Below are 16,818 nucleotides of genomic sequence, written 5' to 3'. Positions count from 1 at the left end.
GCCGCCGGCGAGGGGGTGTGCGGGGTGCTCAATCTTCTGGCCTCTCACGAGGGCGCGGTGCTGCGGATGCGCCGGAGATCCGGTTGCCCGGTCGGAGTATCTATCGAGCGATAGGTATTTCGATCCAGTGTGGTTCTGCCCCGTATCGCGGCCGTTTCCCTCGTGTTACCGGCGTGTATCTTCTCTCGGGGCGGCGGATCCGGTGGCCGTCGCCGCCCGCCGTCACCGGCCCCGACACGCACGGAGGGGCCCGCAGCGCATCGCTGCCGGCCCCTCCGTGTGCGTCCCGCCTCGGGATCGGGTCACGTCGCGAGCGTCACCGCGCGGCCACCCGCGCCGGCGCGAGCAGCCCCAGGAACGCGAGATCGTCCGCCACCTTGGCGATGAGCGCGCGGTCGAGCGACGGGATCTCCGGCTCCCCGAGCGGGCGCACCTCGCGGACGGCCGCGGCGAAGGCCTCGGCGGGGATCGCGGAGCCGGCGTGCGGCTCCTCGGGGGCGGCGAACGCGTGCATCAGCGGCAGGACCGACCGGGCGCGGTCCGCGTCGGGCAGCGCGGCCAGCGCCGCGCGGAACCGGGCGACCCACTCCGCGTGGTCGTCCACGCGCTCGATGTCGTGGCCGTCCTCGCGGAGCCAGTCGACGAAGGTGTCGAGCGAGACGCCGTCGTCGTGGGGGTTCACGACGTTGAACGTGCGGTGCCCCTCGGTGAGCGCGGCGCCGATCGCGTCGATCGCCGCGGCCGTGAAGTCGGCGGGCAGGCCGTCGTAGTGGGACGGCTGCCGCTCGCCGTCGGGGCCGCGCCGCACGAACGAGGCCGGGGCGAGCCCGGTGGTGAGCACGCTCCACATCAGCCGGGTGAAGACGTCGGGGAGGTTCACCTGGCCGCGCCAGCGGGGGTGCGCCAGGATCATGTCGGAGCGGAACACGGCCACGGGGACGCCGTGGTGCTCGTGCGCCTCGCGGAGCAGCACCTCGCTCGCCCACTTGCTCGCCCCGTACCCGTTGGCGTACTCGTCGCCGACGGCCCACTCGGGGATCATCACGCGGATGTCGGCGTGCTCGTCGAGCGCGGCGGGCGCGGACGGCTCCGCGTCCGCGGTCGTGCCCGGCTGCGCGCCGCCCGCGACGGCGACGCTCGACACGAACGTCACGGGCACGCTGCCGGCGGCGATCGCCAGGCGGATCGCCTCGGCGGTGCCGACGACGTTCGGGCCGAACAGCGCCGGGTACGGGAGCACGTGGTTCACGAGGGCCGCCGCGTGCGCGACGAGGTCGACGCGGGCGGCCAGGGCCGTCCACCGCTCCTCGTCGAGGCCGAGGCGGTGCTCGCTGACGTCGCCGGCCCGCACCTCGAGCGAGCCCGCCAGCTCGGCGAAGCGCCGGGCGAACGCGGGATCGGCGGCGAACGCGGTGTCGAGGCGGCGCCGGGCGTCGGCGTCGTCGGCGCCGCGCACGATGCACACGAGCGTGCCGCCCGTCGGGGCGAGGCGCTCGAGCCAGTCGATGGCCAGGAACCGGCCGAGGTAGCCGTTCGCGCCGGTGAGCAGGACGGTCCGGGATCCCGGCGTGGTGGCCGACGCCCGGGGGACCGGGATCGGGATGCCGCCGAGCATCCGGTCGAGACGGAGGTCGCTCGCGCGGAGGGTGGAGGCGCCGGCGCCGTGCACGCGGGTCACGGTCGGCCGGTCGTCGGAGGCGGAGCGCTCCACGAACGCGGCGACGGCGGCGAGGTCGTTGGTCGGGTCGGTGATGACGCCGACGGGCACCTCGGTCTCGAACACGTCCTCGAGGATCCCGGAGAACGTCAGCGCGGACAGCGAGTCCCCGCCGAGGTCGGAGAACCGGGCCGCGGCGGCGGTCGCGGGGGACGCCTCGGCCCCGAGGAGCTGCAGGGCGGCGCGCACCACCGTGTCGACCGTCGGCTCGTCGTCGGGGCGCTCGCGGAGGGCGGCCACCAGCGTGCCGGTCTGCTGCTCCGCCAGCGCGTCGTAGAGGGCGGCGAAGCGCTCGCCGTACCGCTGCGTGAGGCGCAGGCGCAGGAGCTTGCCGGCGTCGGAGAGCATGCCGTCCTCGACCGTGAACGGCCGCGGCTCGACGATCACGCCGCGGGGCACCTCGTAGGGGGCGAGGTCGTGCTCGCGGGCTGTGCGCTGGAGCGCGGCGAGGATGTCGCGCTCCGACGCCCCCTCGGTCGCCGGCACGACGACCGCGACGAGGAACGCGTGCCGGCTGTCGCCGTGCAGCGCGATCTGGTGCACCTCGGGCGTCCCGCCGTACGTCGCCTCGAGGGAGGCCACCGCGACGAACTCGCCCTGCGACAGCTTGAGCACGTTGTTCCGGCGGTCGACGTACTCGTAGGTGTCGGGGGCGGTCCGGGCCATGACGTCGCCGGTCCGGTAGAAGCCGTCCTCGTCGAACACCGCCGCGGTGACGTCCGGCCGGCGGAAGTACCCGGCCATCGCGGCGGCGCTCTTGACGAGCAGCTCGCCCCGCGGGTACGGGAGGTCGGTGGTGCGGTACCCGAGCTCGGGGACGTCGACGAGCTTGTGCTCGGTGACGGGAGGCTGCTGGACGACCCCGTCGCGGAGGATGCCGCCGGCCTCGGTCGACCCGTACATGTCGTGCAGCGTGATCCCGAGGCACTCCTCGGCGTAGGTGCGGAGCGCGGGCGTCAGCGGGGCGCTGGTGCAGATGGCGTCGCCGATGCGGCCGCCGAACGCGCGGACGCGCAGGTCGGCCTGCACGGCGGCGCGGACCGCATCCGGGTCCGCGTCGCCCGCGGCGAGCCGTCGCTGCTCCTCGCGCTCGCCCTCCTGCCGGACCATCTCCGCGACGCGCGGCACGAAGACGAACTCGGTCGGCGTGAAGGCGCGGAGGTCGTCGAAGAGCGTCGACAGGTCGGTCGAGGTCGCGAGCGCGACCGTGCCGCCGCGGCCGAGCGTGGCGAGCAGGGCGAGGCGGCCGGTGAGGTGGCTCAGGGGGAGGTACGCGTACCCGACGATGCCGTCGGCGTCGTCAGCGGTCGCGGATGCGTCGGCGGCGGGGGCGGACGGGATGGCGTGCCACAGCCGCTCGACCATGGAGCGCGTGTACATCGCGCCCTTCGGCGTGCCGGTGCTGCCGGACGTGTAGAGCAGGAGCGCGAGCGGGTCCTCGCCGGGCGCGGGGTGCCACGGGCTGACGCGCGGCAGGGCGGCGCCCCGGGCGACGAGGCCGTCGAGCGTCACGTCGGCGTCGGCGTCGGCGTCGGTGCCGGCGCCGGTGTCGGCGCCCGTGTCGAGCAGCATCGTCCGTACGCCGTCGCCCGATGCCCCGGCGACCGCCCGGGCCATCGCGCCCTGCTCGACGGTGGCCGCGATCCAGGCCGGCTCCGTCTCCTCGACGATGGCGCGCAGGGCCCCGGCGGGCGCGCTCGCCTGCAGGGGCACGCTCACCGCGCCGAGGATCCACGTGGCCAGGTCGAGGGTGATGGCGTCCGCGGTCGCGCTGCCGAGCACCGCGATGCGGTCGCCGGCGGACACGGTCTCCCCGAGCGCCGCGGCCAGCGCGCTCGCCCGGTCCCACAGCTCCCGGAAGCTCGTGTCGGTGATGTCCGGCCCGGAGCGCTCCCGCAGTGCCGTCCGCTCGGCGTGCTGCTGGAATATCGCCTCGACCGACGTGTCGTCGTGCTCGTTCTCCAGTTGCTCAGTCCCCATGGTGTTCGTCCTCTCCTCGTTCGTCCCGGAGCGCTCCTGCGCTCCGGCTTCAGTTCTCGTCGAGCGTGATGCCCGCCAGCGCCATGCCGTCGGCCACCGTCCACCGCCCGGTCCCGGTGAACGCCGGTCCGCGGCGTGCGCGGACCGCGAAGGAGCCGTCCGGGTGGAGCACGACGTGCGCGCCGTCGATGCCGTACCAGCCGCCGTGCGCCGACGTCCGCGCCTTCGCGACGGCCTCGGCGGCGGCGAACAGCACGCTGTCCGGGCTCCCGACACCGGCCGCGCGGAGCGCCTCCAGGCCCGCGGCGACGCGTGCGCCGCCGAGATCCGCCACGCGCGCCAGCACGCCGCCGGGCAGGGGCCGGGCGGGTGTCGCGTCGATGCCGATCCCGGCGTGCTCGTCGCGTCGCCCCACGGCGCACGCGCGGAGCCCGACGCAGTGCGTGATGCTGCCGACGACCCCGGACGGCCACACCGGCGCTCCGCTCCGCGCGACGGGGATCGATGCGCCCCGGATGCCCAGTGCCGCGAGCGCCTGGCGCGCGAGCACGCGACCGGTCACGAACTCCGCGCGACGGCCCGGGAGCGCCGTCGCGACGGCCTCCCGCTCGTCGTCGGCGAGGGCCCCGTCGAGGTCGTCCCTCGACGTCACCACGACCACGGAGTCGGGGAGGAGGGCCCCCTCGAGGATCCGCGATAGTAGTTGCACTGACACAACTAAACGCCCGCTTCCTCCGAGGTTCCCGGGTCGCGGGGACCGTACTACACTACGCCGCCGGACGCGCGGGGGCGACGAGCGGGGGCGTCGAGCGGTCGGTCCGCCCCTGCCGCCCGGCGCCTCGGAATCGCCTCCACGGTCCTTGACGGAAGCGCCCGCGGGGAGTCGGCTGGATGCTCCCGACGGCGGTGCGCGCGCCTCACGGCGACGGCGCCCGTCGTCCCCGCGAACCCTCAGGAGGATCACCATGGCTGGACGCTTCGACGGCAAGGTCGTCATCATCACGGGCGCAGGTTCGGGCATCGGCGAGGCCACGGCCCGCCGCTTCGTCGCCGAGGGCGCCAAGGTCGTGATCACCGACAGCGTCGAGGACAAGATCCGCGCGGTCGCCGACTCACTGCCCGACGGCAGCGCCACCGCGCTGGTCGCGGACGCCGCCGTCTCGGCCGACGCCGACCGCGCGGTCGCCGCCGCGCTCGAGGCGCACGGCCGCCTCGACGTGCTCGTCAACAACGCCGGCACGTTCCAGGCCGGCCCGATCGCCGACATCACCGACGAGGAGTGGCACCGCGTCATCGACACGGATCTCTCGGGCGTCTTCTACGGCACCCGCGCGGCGCTCCCGCACCTGGTGGCGACGCGCGGATCCATCGTCAACGTCTCCTCGGTGTCGGGCATGGCGGCGGACCACCACATGAGCGCGTACAACGCCGCGAAGGGCGGCGTGAGCAACTTCACGCGCGCCGCCGCGCTCGACCACGGCGTCGACGGCGTGCGCGTGAACGCGGTCGCGCCGGGCCTCATCTGGACCGAGCTGGTCGCCGGCAAGGAGGACGACGAGGAGCTGAAGGCCGAGTTCGCCAAGCGCATCTCCCTCGGCCGCGGCGGCGAGGCCGACGAGGTGGCGGCGGCGATCGCGTTCCTCGCGAGCGACGACGCCTCGTTCATCACGGGCGCGATCCTGCCCGTCGACGGCGGCACCACGGCGAGCAACGGGCAGCCCTCGCAGGCGTAGGCCGGTCGCGGCGCCGGTCAGGCCGCGGGATCGCCGCCCCCGGCACCCGGCGCGTCCGGCAGCCCCGCGCGCAGCCGCGCCGTCCGCTCGCGCGCCAGCTCGAGGCGCGCCTCGCCGAGCGCGGCGGTCGCGGCGAGCGTGCGCCGGCCGGCGAGCGCGACCCGGATGATCACGATGAGCGCCACCGCCACGAGCACGAGCAGCGCGACGAACACGAGCAGCACGCCCGACCCGAAGACGTCGTACGCGGTCGGCATCAGGATGCTGTCGCCGCCCACGCTCAGACCGCCGGGCCCACGGGACCGGACCCGGGCGCGTACGGCCCGCCGTTCCCGTCGGCGTCGCCGTCGTCGTCGGCCTGGAGCCGCGCGGTCTGCTCGCGGATGAGCTCGAGCCGCGCCTCCTGCAGCGAGGTCGTGACGAGGAGCGTCCGCCGCGCCACGAGCGCGAGCCGGATGAGCACGACGGTCGCGACGATCGACAGCACCACGAGGGCGAGGAGGACGAGGACGTACAGGACGATGCCGATGCCGGCGCCCGGAGTGGAGATCATCTCCCGAAGCTAGCGGCCGGGATCGGTCCCACGGTGGATCGGCCTCCGGTCGGCGCGGGGCGTAGCGTGGATCCCGCCCTTCCTCCGCCGATCCGTCAGGAGCCCCCGCATGCCCACCGTCCTCCTCACCGGATTCGAGCCCTTCGACGGCGACACCAGCAACCCGTCGTGGACGGCCGTGCAGGAGGTGCGCGACCGCTGGGACGGCGACGCCGAGATCCAGGTGCGCCAGCTGCCGGTCGACTTCGCGAAGGTGGACGACGCGCTGCGGGCGGCGCTCGCCGAGGTGGATCCGGACGTCGTGATCTCCGTGGGCCTCGCCGGCGGCATCGAGACGCTCGAGGTGGAGCGCATCGCGATCAACGTCGACGACGCCCGCATCCCCGACAACACGGGCTTCCAGCCCATCGACGAGCCGGTCGTCGACGGCGGCCCGGCTGCGTACTTCAGCACCCTGCCGATCAAGGCGGCGGTCGCGGCCGTGCGCACGAAGGGGATCCCCGCGGTCGTCTCGCAGACCGCCGGCACCTACACGTGCAACCACGTCTTCTACCTGCTGATGCACGAGCTGCGCGACCGGCCCGGTACCCGCGGCGGCTTCGTCCACATCCCGTACTCCACGGAGGAGGCGATCGGCACCGACCGCCCCTACATGCGCATGGACCGGATCGCGACGGCGCTCACCGCGGTCGTCCGCGCGACGCTCGCGAACGCGACCGACGTGAAGGTGGGCGGCGGGTCGCTCGACTGAGCTGCGGCTGAAGAACGACGCGCTACGAAGTCCCTCGGGCAAGACCGCAGGCGGTTTGGCGGCGCGCGGGGACGGCGTCGCAGTGGGATCGAGTCCAGGCGGAGGTCGACCGAAGCTGGAACCCCGTCCGATAGGGGTTCAGGCGGATTGCCTCACGCCGGAGCGTCCTGCTTGTCGTGCCGCGCACGGGTGAGGAAGGACTGAGCGCACACGCGTAAGTGGGTTCGTGTCTTGTCAGGTGCTGCCCCCGCGTGGACGGCAGGTGCGTGCGGGTGCACCTCTAGAGAGTGATGTGCCTCTCGTGCCTGTCCGAGTCGGAGGCGCGCTCGTCCGCTATCAGGGCCTCGGTATCGCACCACTCGCCTCTCCGGAAGCAGCGATGGACCTGTCCACATAAGTGCTGACTTGCACATCACGCAAGTTCTACAGCCAGGTGAACTTGCTGGACGCTTGGGCTGTCTGCACTCAGTGGGGGGGGGCTACGCCAGTCATGAGGTAAAGCGTCTGACAATACACCTGATGGGGCGCAATCACAGGCCGGTAGCGCCCTTCGTCTCGGTTAGGCAGATTCGTGTGCGTCCAGGGCTGGGTGTGAGAGTTAATCGACAGATGAACCACGACGCGCTCGCCCCTGCGCGGATGAATCGAATAACCGATGTCGATCAAGGAGTGTGAAAGATGAAAAAGGCGATCATCGCGACAATGTTCGCGATATCTTCAGTCATGGGCCTAGCGGCGCCTGCCATACCGGCGGAGCGAACTCCGGCGGACGCGAGGCCGCTTGAATTCTCACAAGAGGTCTTGCGGCATGCATCGACCGCGACCGAGTTCGCATCCGACTCCAGAGACGTATCCATCGCTGCAGCCGAGCGGGCTAACATCACAGCGGCCGGGTTCGAGGCGACGAGCATTCAGCCGGGGACAAGGATGCCGCAGGTCATCTCGTCCTGCCGGAATCCCGGAGCGACTTGCACGCTGGATCGATCCGTCACAGCGACAGCTACCATCAGCGGGGGAGCGGGGATCAGCTTCGAGGTGCTCAACGCCAACCTCGGCGGCTCGTACTCGGAGTCGGTCACCTTGGGCGTGTCCTGCACATCGCCCACGCTCGGACAGGGGCAGCTGTACAACGCGTACCTACAGGGCACTTTCGTGATCTTCACCTATAACGGCACTAGTGGGACTGCGTTCCTGCCCACTGGCATCGATTGCCGGGTCCAGGCCGGCTAGTCGAGATTGGGTGCGCCGGCTGCGATCGCCCACGTCGAACCAGTCGGCGCACCTTCCACAGCCACGGTGAGGCGCACTCCCTTCAGCGGCACATTATCGGCTAGGACCTGCACGCCGGAGCTTGAGTCACATTTCATTTTCACGGCGGACTCGTCGGCTATCTTCACCGTTGCCTCGCCTGCAGCGCCGATACACATGGCATAGACGGCGAGTCCGCTTCGGTCCCCCGCTATTTCGACAGAGGACGACTGCGGTCCCCCTCCGCTTCCGGCAAGGCCGCCATAGGACTCCCCGCTCTTTTCCTTGAGGGATCCGTCGAGGGTGCGCATGAGACTTTGTGGCGAGGGCACAGTGTCCACGGGTCCGGGATCGGTGGTCGTGCATGATGACATGGCCATGACTGACGCAGTGATGACGGCGGACGCGACGATGTAGCGCTTCATATGAGCTCCTCCCGATGCGCTTTGTCCGTGCGACGATACTGCACGCGGCCAACGGTGCTGGATCTGAAGGAACCTTCAACGATCATGGTGTATCGCGCCGAAGCCCACGAGGCCATCTCGACTCATTGATCGTCATGTTCGTCGAGCTGAAGTACGGCCCGATGCTGAAGCAGGGCCGGCACTCCTCCGTTACGTCCTAAGGACGAGTCAGATGAATTCCCAGAGGTCGGCAGCGGACGTGAAGGCGGCCGGCAGGGGGCTCGCCTGATCCGTGGCGGCATCAGCCCACCCGCGCATCCGCCCCGCGCACCCGCAGCATCAGCAGCAGCCCCGCGAGCAGCACGATCACGATGCCGATGATGCCGAAGCGGGTGTCGCCCGTGATCGCCACCGCGATGCCGAACAGGCCGGGCGCGAGGAACGAGACCGCGCGGCCGGTGGTCGTGTAGAGGCCGAACATCTCGCCCTCGCGGCCGGCGGGGGAGATGCGCGCGAGGAACGTGCGGCTCGACGACTGCACCGGCCCCACGAACAGGCAGAGGAACAGGCCCGTCGCCCAGAAGCCGGCCTTGGCGTCGCCGACGGCGAGCACCGCGGATCCGCCGACGATGAGGCAGACGAGCGAGACCACGATGACGGGCTTCGCGCCGAACCGGTCGTCGAACCAGCCGGCCGCGAAGGTCCCGATGCCGGCCACGACGTTGGCCGCGACGCCGAACAGCAGCACCTCGGTGGTCGTGAACCCGAAGACCTGGGCCGCGATGATCGCCCCGAACGTGAACACCGCCGCGAGCCCGTCGCGGAACACCGCGCTCGCGAGCAGGAACACGAGCACGCGCGGCGACTCCCGGTACAGCTCGGCGATCCGGCGGAACAGCGTGCCGTACGACGCGAGGATGCCCTGCCGCTTGCGCCCCGGCGCCGCCGGGATCTCGGGCACGCCCACGAGCACCGGGATCGAGAACACGGCGCACCAGATCGCCGCCACGAGGATGGCGACGCGCACGTCGAGCGCGCCGCCCGCCTCGCCCGACGGCAGGCCGAGGAGGCCGGATGCGCCGGGCGTCCCGAAGTCGAAGAGGAAGAGGCCGAGCAGGAGCGCGAGCAGCACGATGCCGCCCACGTAGCCCATGCCCCAGCCGAGGCCGGACACGCGGCCGACGGTGCGCGGCGTGCTCACCTGCACGAGCATCGCGTTGTAGTTCACGCTCGCGAACTCGAAGAACACGTTCCCGGTGGCGAGCAGCACGGCGCCGAGCCACAGGTACGACGGCACCGGCTCCACGAACACCATGCCGAGCATCGCGAGCACGACGATGCCCGTGTTGATCCCGAGCCAGAGGCGTCGGCGCCCGGATCCGTCGGAGCGCTGCCCGAGCACGGGCGCGAGCACCGCGATGAGGAGGCCCGCCAGGGTCAGCGCCAGCGAGATCACGCCGGACGTGTCGGCCTTCGCCGCGACGAGCGCCGGGTTCCGGTCGTCGTCGCCCGCGGCGGCCACGATCGCGGGATCCACGAACAGGCTGCTGGCGAGGTACGTGCTGAAGACGAAGGTGGTGACGACCGCGTTGAAGGCCGCGGATCCCCAGTCCCAGAGCGCCCACGCGGCGACGCGTCGGCGGGGAGGGGCGGCGGGGTCGGGTCCGGCGACGGCGGCGGGCGCGGTGGTGCTCATGCTCGCAACCTAGCCCGTGCGCGTGTCCCGCCGGGGTCGTGCCGCCGCCCGGCCCGCCCTACGCTGGCCCGATGGACGGACCCCTCGAAGGCGGCAACATGAACCGCGTCGAGCGCGAGGGCGACACCGTGCTCCGCGACGCCGGCCCGTGGACCCCGACCGTGCACCGCTACCTGCGGCACCTCGCGCTCGCGGGCGTCGACGGGATCCCCGAGCCGCTCGGCGTCGAGGGCGGCCGCGAGCGGCTCACCTTCCTCGACGGCGTCGTACCCGTCTACCCGCTGCCCGACTGGATCTGGTCCGACGACGTGCTCGTCCAGGCCGGCCGCCGCCTCCGCGAGCTGCACGACGCGAGCGTCGGCTTCTTCCTCGGCGGTGCCGTCTGGCAGTCGGAGGCCAAGGTGCCGAGCGAGGTCATCTGCCACAACGACTTCGCGCCGCACAACCTGGTCTTCGCCGACGGCCGACTCATCGGCGTGATCGACGTCGACATGTGCTCGCCCGGCCCGCGCATCTGGGACATCGCGTACCTCGCGACGCGCGCGGTGCCGCTCACCGGGTCCACCCCGGCGGGCGCGCCCGGCATGGACGACGCGCGCCGCCGGGTGGCCCTGCTCCTCGACGCGTACGGATCCGACGCGACCTGGACCGACGTGATCCGCGTCGCCATGCTGCGCCTCCACGACCTCGCCGAGATGTCCGACGCGAAGGCCGACGAGCTCGGCAAGCCGCACCTCCGCGACGAGGCCGTGCTCTACCGGGCCGACGCCGCGCACCTCCGCGGGATCCTCGACGCGGACCGGGCCGCCGACGCCTGACCGGCGACCCGCCGCACCCGCCGCCCTCACCCGCGCGGCAGCAGCCCCGCGACCTCCCGCAGCACGTCCGCGTCCTCGTAGGCGAGCCCCAGCCCGATCGCCTCGTCGACGGGGAACCACGCCACGCGCTGCCCCTCGGTGAGCGCGATGTCCTCCGCCGGCACGTGGAGCCTGGCCGTGAACGTGTGCTCGACGCCGTAGGACCGCGTCCGCGTCATGAGGTGCGTGACCTCCGCGGCCGGGATCCGCGCGCCCAGCTCCTCCTCGACCTCCCGCACGATGCACGCGAGCGGCGTCTCGGGCGGCTCGAGCATCCCGCCGGGCAGCGCCCACATGCCGGGGAAGGGGATGGTCGGGATGTCGTCGCGCAGCTGCAGGAGGATGCGCCCGCTGCCGTCCACGAGCACGACCTGGCAGCCCTCGCCCGCGGCCGCGCTCGCCGCAACGCCCGCGCCCGCTCCCGCCGCAGCGCTCACGCGGTCCCCGCCGCGTCCGGCCCGTCCATCGTGTGCGCCGTCATCGCGATCGCCGCGCGCGCGATGTCCTCCGCCGTCTCCTCGGATCCGAGCCCCGGCGACGCCCGCAGGGCCACCTCGGCCGCCGCGCGGTAGTCCGCGGCCACGCGCGCGAGCTTGGCGCGGCCGGTGTCGGTGAGCTCGAGGAAGACGCTGCGCCGGTCCCGCGGATTGGGCACGCGGCCGAGGAGCCCCGCCACCACCAGCCGGTCGATCACGGCGGTCACCGCGCCCGTGCCCATGGAGATCTCGGCGGCGAGCAGCTTCGGCGTGATGCGGCCGAGGTCGCCGACCAGGCTGATCACGGTCAGGTCGGTGGTGTTCATGCCCACGTCCTGGGCGATGCGCGTGCGCAGCTGCCGCTGCGCCGTCTCGACCATGTGCAGCGCGTTCGCGAGCGCGTCCACGGCCGCGGCGTCGCGGCGGCGCGGAGCGGTTCTCTCCGGGGTCATGGGCGGTGTCCCTGAGTCGGGGATCCGGGCGGATCCGAGCGGTCCAGCGACTGTAACGCGGCGGAGGGGGGTCATCCGCTCCGCGAAGGGGATGTCCCCCGCAGTGGGGGGATTGCACGGAATCCAAGTAGCTGTACATTCGAGTTACTTGTAAAGCGAGTCAACGATCTTCAGACCGGGGGCTCACCCAGCCCCTCACCCCTTCCGAACCCAGGAGCCACGAACATGTCGAACCACATCGCCCCCGCCGCCAAGATCAAGCGCGTCCGCTTCGCCCCCCTCGCCATCGCGACCGGCGTCGCCGCCGCCGTCCTCCTCTCCGTCTCGATGTCCGGCACGCTGTCGGGCTTCGTCGCCTCCATCACCAACGACACCAACACGGCGGCCTCCGGCTCGCTCGTCATGCAGGAGTCGCAGGCCGGCGCCAACGGCGCCCCCACCGTCACCTGCCTCAGCACGAGCGCGGCGACCGGCGTCGACTCCAACGCCGCCACCTGCTCCACCATCAACAAGTTCGGCGGCTCGACCACGATGGTCCCCGGCCAGACGGTCACGAGCGTCGTGAGCATCAAGAACGTCGGCACCTCGAAGGCCTCCACCTTCACGCTGACCCCGGGCGCCGCGTGCACCCAGACCAAGAACGGCACCGTCAACGGCTCCGCCACCGACTTCTGCTCCAAGCTCAACGTCGTGATCACGGCCGCCGGCACCTCCGCGCCAGTCTTCTCCGGCACCGCCGCGACCCTCGCCGGCTCCTCCGCCAAGACGCTGACCGCCCTCGCCGCGAACGGCAGCACCGACTTCACGTTCGCCGTCACGCTCGACTCCTCCGCCGGCAACACGCACCAGGGCCTCGGCGCCTCGCTTCCCCTCACCTGGACCTTCGCCAGCTAGCACCGGCTCGACCCGGCGGGGCCGCCACGGCGGCCCCGCCCTTCCGCGCATCCCCAGCGCGCCCCATCCCCATGAGCCCCTGACCCGGGAGGTGCCCCATGACCGACATCCAGGACCGCGCGACCGCCCCCGCGACCGCTCCCCTTGCCACGACCGTCTCCGCGCTCGACGCCCTCGAGCTCGACCTTCTCGAGCTGGACCTCCTCGAGCTGGCGCCCGTCGAACTCGACCTCCTCGAGCCGGCGCCCGTCCAGCCAGCCCGCCTCGAGCCCGCCGCCACCGAGCCGGCCCTCGTCGAGCGGGACCCCATCGTGGAGGAGGCGGACCTCGACCCCGCCTCCTCCGCCCTCCCCGCGCGCGGCGCCGCCCGCCGGGCCGCGCGCACCCGCCGCCGCACCGTCGTGATGTGGACGGTAACCGTCCTCCTCACCCTGCTGGTCGCCGCGACGCTCCTCTTCCAGGCCTCCGGCGGCCGCTGGTTCGTCGTGCAGACGCCCTCCATGGGCACCACGGCCCCCGTCGGCACGCTGCTGCTCACCACCCCGGTCCTCCTCGAGGACGTGGAGCCCGGCGACGTCGTGAGCTTCCACCCCTCCACCGCGCCCGACGAGACCTACACGCACCGCGTCATCGCGGTCGGCGCCGACGGCCTCACCACCCAGGGCGACATCAACGGCGCCGTGGACCCGTGGAAGACCGACCAGGAGCACCTCATCGGCGAGGCCACGACGATCCTCCCCGGCTTCGGCTGGCTCGCGAAGGGCCTGCCGCTGATGCTCGCCGGCCTCGTGATCGTGATGATCCTCACCCGCCTCATCTCCTCGCCCACGCACCGCGCCTCGATGCGCATGCTCGGTGGATCCCTCGTGGCCGCCTTCACCGTCTTCCTGCTGAAGCCGTTCGTCGGCCTCGTCGTGCTCGACGCCGCGACCGCCGGCTCCGACGTCCGCGCCACCATCGTCAACACCGGCCTGCTGCCCATCCGGGTCGCGGCCGAGGGCGGCTCCGCCACCTCCGTCGTCTCCGGCGCGGTCAGCACGATCACCGCCCCGGCGGCCGAGGCGGGCCACTTCCACGACATCTCGTCCACGCTCGACCTGCCGCTCTGGGGCTGGGTCGTCTTCTTCGCCCTCTGCGCCGTCCCCCTCCTCTGGACGCTGGTCGTCGGCCTCCCGACGGAGGAGGAGCGCCGCGCATGAGCCTCGTCGCCCGCCTCCTCGGCCGTGCCGCCTCCGCCGCGGACGCCCGCCTCCGGCCCCGTCGCGCCCCGCGCCTCGCCGGGATCACCGCGTCGCTCGCCGCCGCCGCCCTCGGTGCGGTGCTGCTGCTCGCACCCGGCACCAACGGCGCCTACACCGCCGCGATCGCCAACACGAACAACACCGCCGCGTCGTCCGCCGCGTTCTTCACCTGCTCGAGCGCGTTCGCGGCCGACCGGGCCAACGCCGTCTTCGCGTACCCGTTGAACGAGGCGAGCGGATCCACGCGCGCCGTCGACGCGGCGGCCGGCACCTACCCGGGCACCTACCGCGGCAGCATGGTCAGCACGTCGGGCTCCCCGATCGCCTGCTCACGGGACACGGGCGGCGCCTACACGCTGAACGGATCCACGAGCCAGCTCACCAACTCCCTCATGCAGCAGGGCCCCGCGACCTTCAGCACCGAGGTCTGGTTCACGACGTCGGTGAAGGCCGGCAAGCTCATCGGCTTCGGCAACTCCCCGTCGGGATCCTCGTCGGCGTACGACCGCCACACCTACGTCTCCACGACCGGCCAGCTCGTCTTCGGCACCTACAACAACGGCTACCAGACGCTCACGAGCCCGGGCAACGTCGCCGACGGCACCTGGCACCACGTGGTGTCGACCATGTCGCCGAGCACGGGCATGACGCTCTACCTCGACGGCCAGCGCGTCGCCGGCAACACGGCGTTCACCGCCCCGGAGAGCAACACCGGCTACTGGCGGATCGGCTACGACAACACGTCGGGCTGGCCGAACCCGGGCAGCGGCTACTTCACGGGCAGCATGCGCTTCGCCGCGCTCTACAAGACGGCGCTCACGGCCACGCAGGTCAAGGCCCACTACGACGCCGGGCGCTGACCCCCCGGGACGCGAGAGGAGGGGCGGCCGTCGGGCCGCCCCTCCTCGTGTCGTGCGTCGGATCAGCTCGCGGGCACGACGTCCCAGTGCTCGCGGATGAGGCCGTCGTCCACCCGGAAGACATCCGCCGCCAGGTAGGGGTCGTCCGCCTTCGCGCCGACCGTCTGCGAGAAGGTCCAGACCAGGTCGCCGTCGGAGATCGAGACCACCGACTGCTGCGCCGGGAACTGCGCGCCGCCGGAGAAGAACGCCTTCAGCGCCGCCGTGCCGTTCGCCGCGACGGTGTTGTGCTGGAGGTACGCCGGGTCGAACGAGCGGTCGAGCACGCTCGGGTCGTGGTCCTTGAAGAGGGTGTCGTAGGCGCCCACGGCCAGCTGCCGGTTCGCCTCCTCCTGCTGCTCGGTGGGCTCGGCGCTGCCGCCCTTGCCCTTGTAGAGGTCGCTGAACATGGTGTTCGTGTTGCCGCTCGCGGGCTTGCCCTGCGGGACCGGCTGGTCGAACGCCCAGTGCTCGGTGACCTTGCCGCCGGCGAGGCGGAACAGGTCGATGGCGGCCTCGCCGGTGCGCTCGTCGTCCGGGTTCGCGGTGATCTGCCAGTGCACGGCCACGAGGTCGCCGTCGGCGCCGATGTGCTTGACGACGGCCTTCGCGCCGGGCACCCGGGCGTGCGCCTGCACGAACTCGTCGAGCAGGCCGCCGGGGCCCGCCTTCGAGCCGTGCGAGGTGGCGTCGGGGGCCACGGCCGCGACGACCGCGGACTGAGCGGCCTCGCTGGTCGGATCGGGGAACGCGGCCGCGATCAGCTTCGAGACGGCGTCCGCGTTGGCGTCCTCCGTGTCGGAGTCGGCGCGATCGGCCGTGGTGCCGCCGGATCCCGCGGGAGCGGTGGCGACGACGGGGGTGGCATCGGTGGGGGTGTCGGCGGAGGCCGCGGTGGATCCGGCAGCCTGGCAGCCGGCGAGGACGACGACGCCAGCGAGCGCGGCGGTGCCGCGCGCGAGCAGGGACACGGGAGTTCGTTGAATGCTCATGTATCCACGATGGGGGTGGTGGCTGGGAAGCTCCGATGTGCATGGATGGCACGCTGATCGGGCTCTCCTGTTATGCGCACGCGTCCTCCGGCGAGGGGACGGGCCGCGGGCGGACAGCCGCCCCGCCGGATCCCCGCTCCGTTCCGAAGTCCGTGCACCGGGACCCGAGTCGCCCGGCAGGGGCCCCCTCGCCGCGCATGCGAGGGGGCTTCCCTGCGCGCGGCGGCCGGGCGGCGGGGCGCCGCGCGCAGGGCGCCGGGCGCACGACGAACGGCCCGGCGTCGTGGGCCGGGCCGTTCCTGGTGGTGCTCCCGGGGTCGAGCCCGGGTGGGTGCTACTTGGTGTTGACGGTGATCTTGGCGATGCCGACGACGAGCTTGTCGGTGACGGCGTCGGTCTTGAAGGTGCTGTTCAGCAGCGATGCGGCGTCGGGGCTGATCTTGACCGTGGTGCCCTCGAGGACGGCCTTGTCGCCCTCCATCGCGAGGGGCTTCAGGGTCGTGCCGTCGAGGTTGAAGATGTAGACGTCCTTCATGACCTCGCCGTCGCCGACCTGGACCGAGCCGGTGAGGCGGCTGGTGCCGGGGTCGATGACGAAGTCGGTGAGCTTCACGACGGTCGAGCCGGCGGTGAGGCTGATGCCGGAGCCGGAGTGGTCGATCTCGCCCTGGACGTAGGGGCGGTAGGACTGCTGCGGGTCGAAGTACTTCACGTTGCCGCCGGTGATGGGGAACGCGAGGGTGCCGGTGGCGCCGTCGAGGGTCGCGGTGCCGATGACGCCGGGGGTCAGGCCCAGGGTCGTGAGGGCGCCGGTGAAGCCGGAGTCGAGCGTGACCTTGGTGTCGACGCCGGTGAGCTTCGGGATCGTGGCGAGAGCGGTCGGGTTCGCCTCGGTCGTCGCGGTCGCGGCGGGCTTCGACGAGGA

17 protein-coding genes are annotated in these 16,818 nt (G+C 72.5%); 7 read left to right on the top strand and 10 right to left on the bottom strand.

The genetic code is table 11. The annotated features are described in order from the left end of the window. Positions 1-316: 316 nt before the first annotated feature. On the bottom strand, positions 317-3,697 hold the full coding sequence (gene car / locus AWH51_RS04235) for a carboxylic acid reductase (RefSeq protein ID WP_063070874.1): 3,381 nt from the start codon (positions 3,695-3,697) through the stop codon (positions 317-319). A gap of 49 nt (positions 3,698-3,746) precedes the next feature. Next, positions 3,747-4,406: a 4'-phosphopantetheinyl transferase family protein gene (locus AWH51_RS04230; RefSeq protein WP_254654466.1), complete on the bottom strand. Its 660-nt coding sequence runs from the start codon at positions 4,404-4,406 to the stop codon at positions 3,747-3,749. A 256-nt stretch (positions 4,407-4,662) separates the two neighbouring features. Between AWH51_RS04230 and AWH51_RS04225 the strand changes: the two genes are divergently transcribed. After that, positions 4,663-5,430 (top strand): SDR family NAD(P)-dependent oxidoreductase, encoded by a 768-nt coding sequence (locus AWH51_RS04225; protein ID WP_063070872.1) that lies wholly within the window; start codon positions 4,663-4,665, stop codon positions 5,428-5,430. A gap of 17 nt (positions 5,431-5,447) precedes the next feature. On the opposite strand, the gene AWH51_RS04220 is transcribed toward AWH51_RS04225, so the two are convergent. Both AWH51_RS04220 and AWH51_RS04215 read right to left on the bottom strand, forming a co-directional pair. Continuing rightward, positions 5,448-5,687, bottom strand: a complete 240-nt coding sequence (locus AWH51_RS04220; RefSeq protein WP_063071027.1) for a hypothetical protein — start codon at positions 5,685-5,687, stop codon at positions 5,448-5,450. A gap of 23 nt (positions 5,688-5,710) precedes the next feature. Beyond that, positions 5,711-5,983: a hypothetical protein gene (locus AWH51_RS04215; protein ID WP_175345463.1), complete on the bottom strand. Its 273-nt coding sequence runs from the start codon at positions 5,981-5,983 to the stop codon at positions 5,711-5,713. Between the two features lie 109 nt (positions 5,984-6,092). Between AWH51_RS04215 and pcp the strand changes: the two genes are divergently transcribed. Both pcp and AWH51_RS04205 read left to right on the top strand, forming a co-directional pair. After that, positions 6,093-6,734: a pyroglutamyl-peptidase I gene (gene pcp, locus AWH51_RS04210; RefSeq protein ID WP_063070871.1), complete on the top strand. Its 642-nt coding sequence runs from the start codon at positions 6,093-6,095 to the stop codon at positions 6,732-6,734. Positions 6,735-7,412: 678 nt separating this feature from the next. Continuing rightward, positions 7,413-7,964, top strand: a complete 552-nt coding sequence (locus AWH51_RS04205) for a hypothetical protein (RefSeq protein WP_063070870.1) — start codon at positions 7,413-7,415, stop codon at positions 7,962-7,964. On the opposite strand, the gene AWH51_RS16010 is transcribed toward AWH51_RS04205, so the two are convergent. Further along, positions 7,961-8,407 (bottom strand): hypothetical protein, encoded by a 447-nt coding sequence (locus AWH51_RS16010; RefSeq protein ID WP_131798099.1) that lies wholly within the window; start codon positions 8,405-8,407, stop codon positions 7,961-7,963. The two genes, AWH51_RS04205 and AWH51_RS16010, sit on opposite strands and share 4 nt — an antisense overlap. 280 nt (positions 8,408-8,687) lie before the next feature. Then, on the bottom strand, positions 8,688-10,082 hold the full coding sequence (locus AWH51_RS04200; RefSeq protein WP_063070869.1) for an MFS transporter: 1,395 nt from the start codon (positions 10,080-10,082) through the stop codon (positions 8,688-8,690). A gap of 71 nt (positions 10,083-10,153) precedes the next feature. Here AWH51_RS04200 and AWH51_RS04195 point away from each other — a divergent pair, with 71 nt between their 5' ends. After that, positions 10,154-10,900 carry a phosphotransferase gene (locus AWH51_RS04195; protein ID WP_063070868.1) on the top strand — a complete coding sequence of 249 codons (747 nt, stop codon included), beginning with the start codon at positions 10,154-10,156 and terminating at the stop codon, positions 10,898-10,900. A gap of 26 nt (positions 10,901-10,926) precedes the next feature. Here AWH51_RS04195 and AWH51_RS04190 read toward each other — a convergent pair whose 3' ends face one another. Together AWH51_RS04190 and AWH51_RS04185 are read right to left on the bottom strand one after the other, a co-directional pair. Then, positions 10,927-11,376, bottom strand: a complete 450-nt coding sequence (locus AWH51_RS04190) for an NUDIX hydrolase (RefSeq protein WP_081234851.1) — start codon at positions 11,374-11,376, stop codon at positions 10,927-10,929. After that, positions 11,373-11,867 carry a MarR family winged helix-turn-helix transcriptional regulator gene (locus tag AWH51_RS04185; protein WP_063070867.1) on the bottom strand — a complete coding sequence of 165 codons (495 nt, stop codon included), beginning with the start codon at positions 11,865-11,867 and terminating at the stop codon, positions 11,373-11,375. The genes AWH51_RS04190 and AWH51_RS04185 overlap by 4 nt, the downstream gene beginning before the upstream one ends. A gap of 225 nt (positions 11,868-12,092) precedes the next feature. Here AWH51_RS04185 and AWH51_RS04180 point away from each other — a divergent pair, with 225 nt between their 5' ends. The 3 genes from AWH51_RS04180 (at position 12,093) to AWH51_RS04170 (ending at position 14,862) form a co-directional block, all read left to right on the top strand. Beyond that, positions 12,093-12,761: a hypothetical protein gene (locus AWH51_RS04180; RefSeq protein WP_063070866.1), complete on the top strand. Its 669-nt coding sequence runs from the start codon at positions 12,093-12,095 to the stop codon at positions 12,759-12,761. A 98-nt stretch (positions 12,762-12,859) separates the two neighbouring features. Further along, positions 12,860-13,960, top strand: a complete 1,101-nt coding sequence (locus AWH51_RS04175; protein WP_063070865.1) for a S26 family signal peptidase — start codon at positions 12,860-12,862, stop codon at positions 13,958-13,960. Next, positions 13,957-14,862 (top strand): LamG domain-containing protein, encoded by a 906-nt coding sequence (locus AWH51_RS04170; RefSeq protein ID WP_081234849.1) that lies wholly within the window; start codon positions 13,957-13,959, stop codon positions 14,860-14,862. Before AWH51_RS04175 ends, AWH51_RS04170 begins: the two co-directional genes overlap by 4 nt. A 62-nt stretch (positions 14,863-14,924) precedes the next feature. On the opposite strand, the gene AWH51_RS04165 is transcribed toward AWH51_RS04170, so the two are convergent. Both AWH51_RS04165 and AWH51_RS04160 read right to left on the bottom strand, forming a co-directional pair. Next, positions 14,925-15,893: a nuclear transport factor 2 family protein gene (locus AWH51_RS04165; protein WP_063070864.1), complete on the bottom strand. Its 969-nt coding sequence runs from the start codon at positions 15,891-15,893 to the stop codon at positions 14,925-14,927. A 334-nt stretch (positions 15,894-16,227) separates the two neighbouring features. Next, the coding region (locus AWH51_RS04160) for a hypothetical protein (protein ID WP_063070863.1) at positions 16,228-16,818 on the bottom strand (591 nt) is incomplete at its 5' end.

The sequence above is a fragment of the Clavibacter tessellarius genome (assembly GCF_001618005.1).
In the GTDB taxonomy this organism is placed as follows: domain Bacteria; phylum Actinomycetota; class Actinomycetes; order Actinomycetales; family Microbacteriaceae; genus Clavibacter; species Clavibacter tessellarius_A.
This window is presented reverse-complemented; position numbering and strand designations above follow the sequence as displayed.

Excerpts from the sequence above, each read along its gene's own strand:
- car (WP_063070874.1), bottom strand. The coding sequence starts at position 3,697 with ATGGGGACTGAGCAACTGGAGAACGAGCACGACGACACGTCGGTCGAG.
- AWH51_RS04225 (WP_063070872.1), top strand. The coding sequence starts at position 4,663 with ATGGCTGGACGCTTCGACGGCAAGGTCGTCATCATCACGGGCGCAGGT.
- AWH51_RS04220 (WP_063071027.1), bottom strand. The coding sequence starts at position 5,687 with ATGCCGACCGCGTACGACGTCTTCGGGTCGGGCGTGCTGCTCGTGTTC.
- AWH51_RS04215 (WP_175345463.1), bottom strand. The coding sequence starts at position 5,983 with ATGATCTCCACTCCGGGCGCCGGCATCGGCATCGTCCTGTACGTCCTC.
- pcp (WP_063070871.1), top strand. The coding sequence starts at position 6,093 with ATGCCCACCGTCCTCCTCACCGGATTCGAGCCCTTCGACGGCGACACC.
- AWH51_RS04205 (WP_063070870.1), top strand. The coding sequence starts at position 7,413 with ATGAAAAAGGCGATCATCGCGACAATGTTCGCGATATCTTCAGTCATG.
- AWH51_RS16010 (WP_131798099.1), bottom strand. The coding sequence starts at position 8,407 with ATGAAGCGCTACATCGTCGCGTCCGCCGTCATCACTGCGTCAGTCATG.
- AWH51_RS04200 (WP_063070869.1), bottom strand. The coding sequence starts at position 10,082 with ATGAGCACCACCGCGCCCGCCGCCGTCGCCGGACCCGACCCCGCCGCC.
- AWH51_RS04195 (WP_063070868.1), top strand. The coding sequence starts at position 10,154 with ATGGACGGACCCCTCGAAGGCGGCAACATGAACCGCGTCGAGCGCGAG.
- AWH51_RS04185 (WP_063070867.1), bottom strand. The coding sequence starts at position 11,867 with ATGACCCCGGAGAGAACCGCTCCGCGCCGCCGCGACGCCGCGGCCGTG.
- AWH51_RS04180 (WP_063070866.1), top strand. The coding sequence starts at position 12,093 with ATGTCGAACCACATCGCCCCCGCCGCCAAGATCAAGCGCGTCCGCTTC.
- AWH51_RS04175 (WP_063070865.1), top strand. The coding sequence starts at position 12,860 with ATGACCGACATCCAGGACCGCGCGACCGCCCCCGCGACCGCTCCCCTT.
- AWH51_RS04170 (WP_081234849.1), top strand. The coding sequence starts at position 13,957 with ATGAGCCTCGTCGCCCGCCTCCTCGGCCGTGCCGCCTCCGCCGCGGAC.
- AWH51_RS04165 (WP_063070864.1), bottom strand. The coding sequence starts at position 15,893 with ATGAGCATTCAACGAACTCCCGTGTCCCTGCTCGCGCGCGGCACCGCC.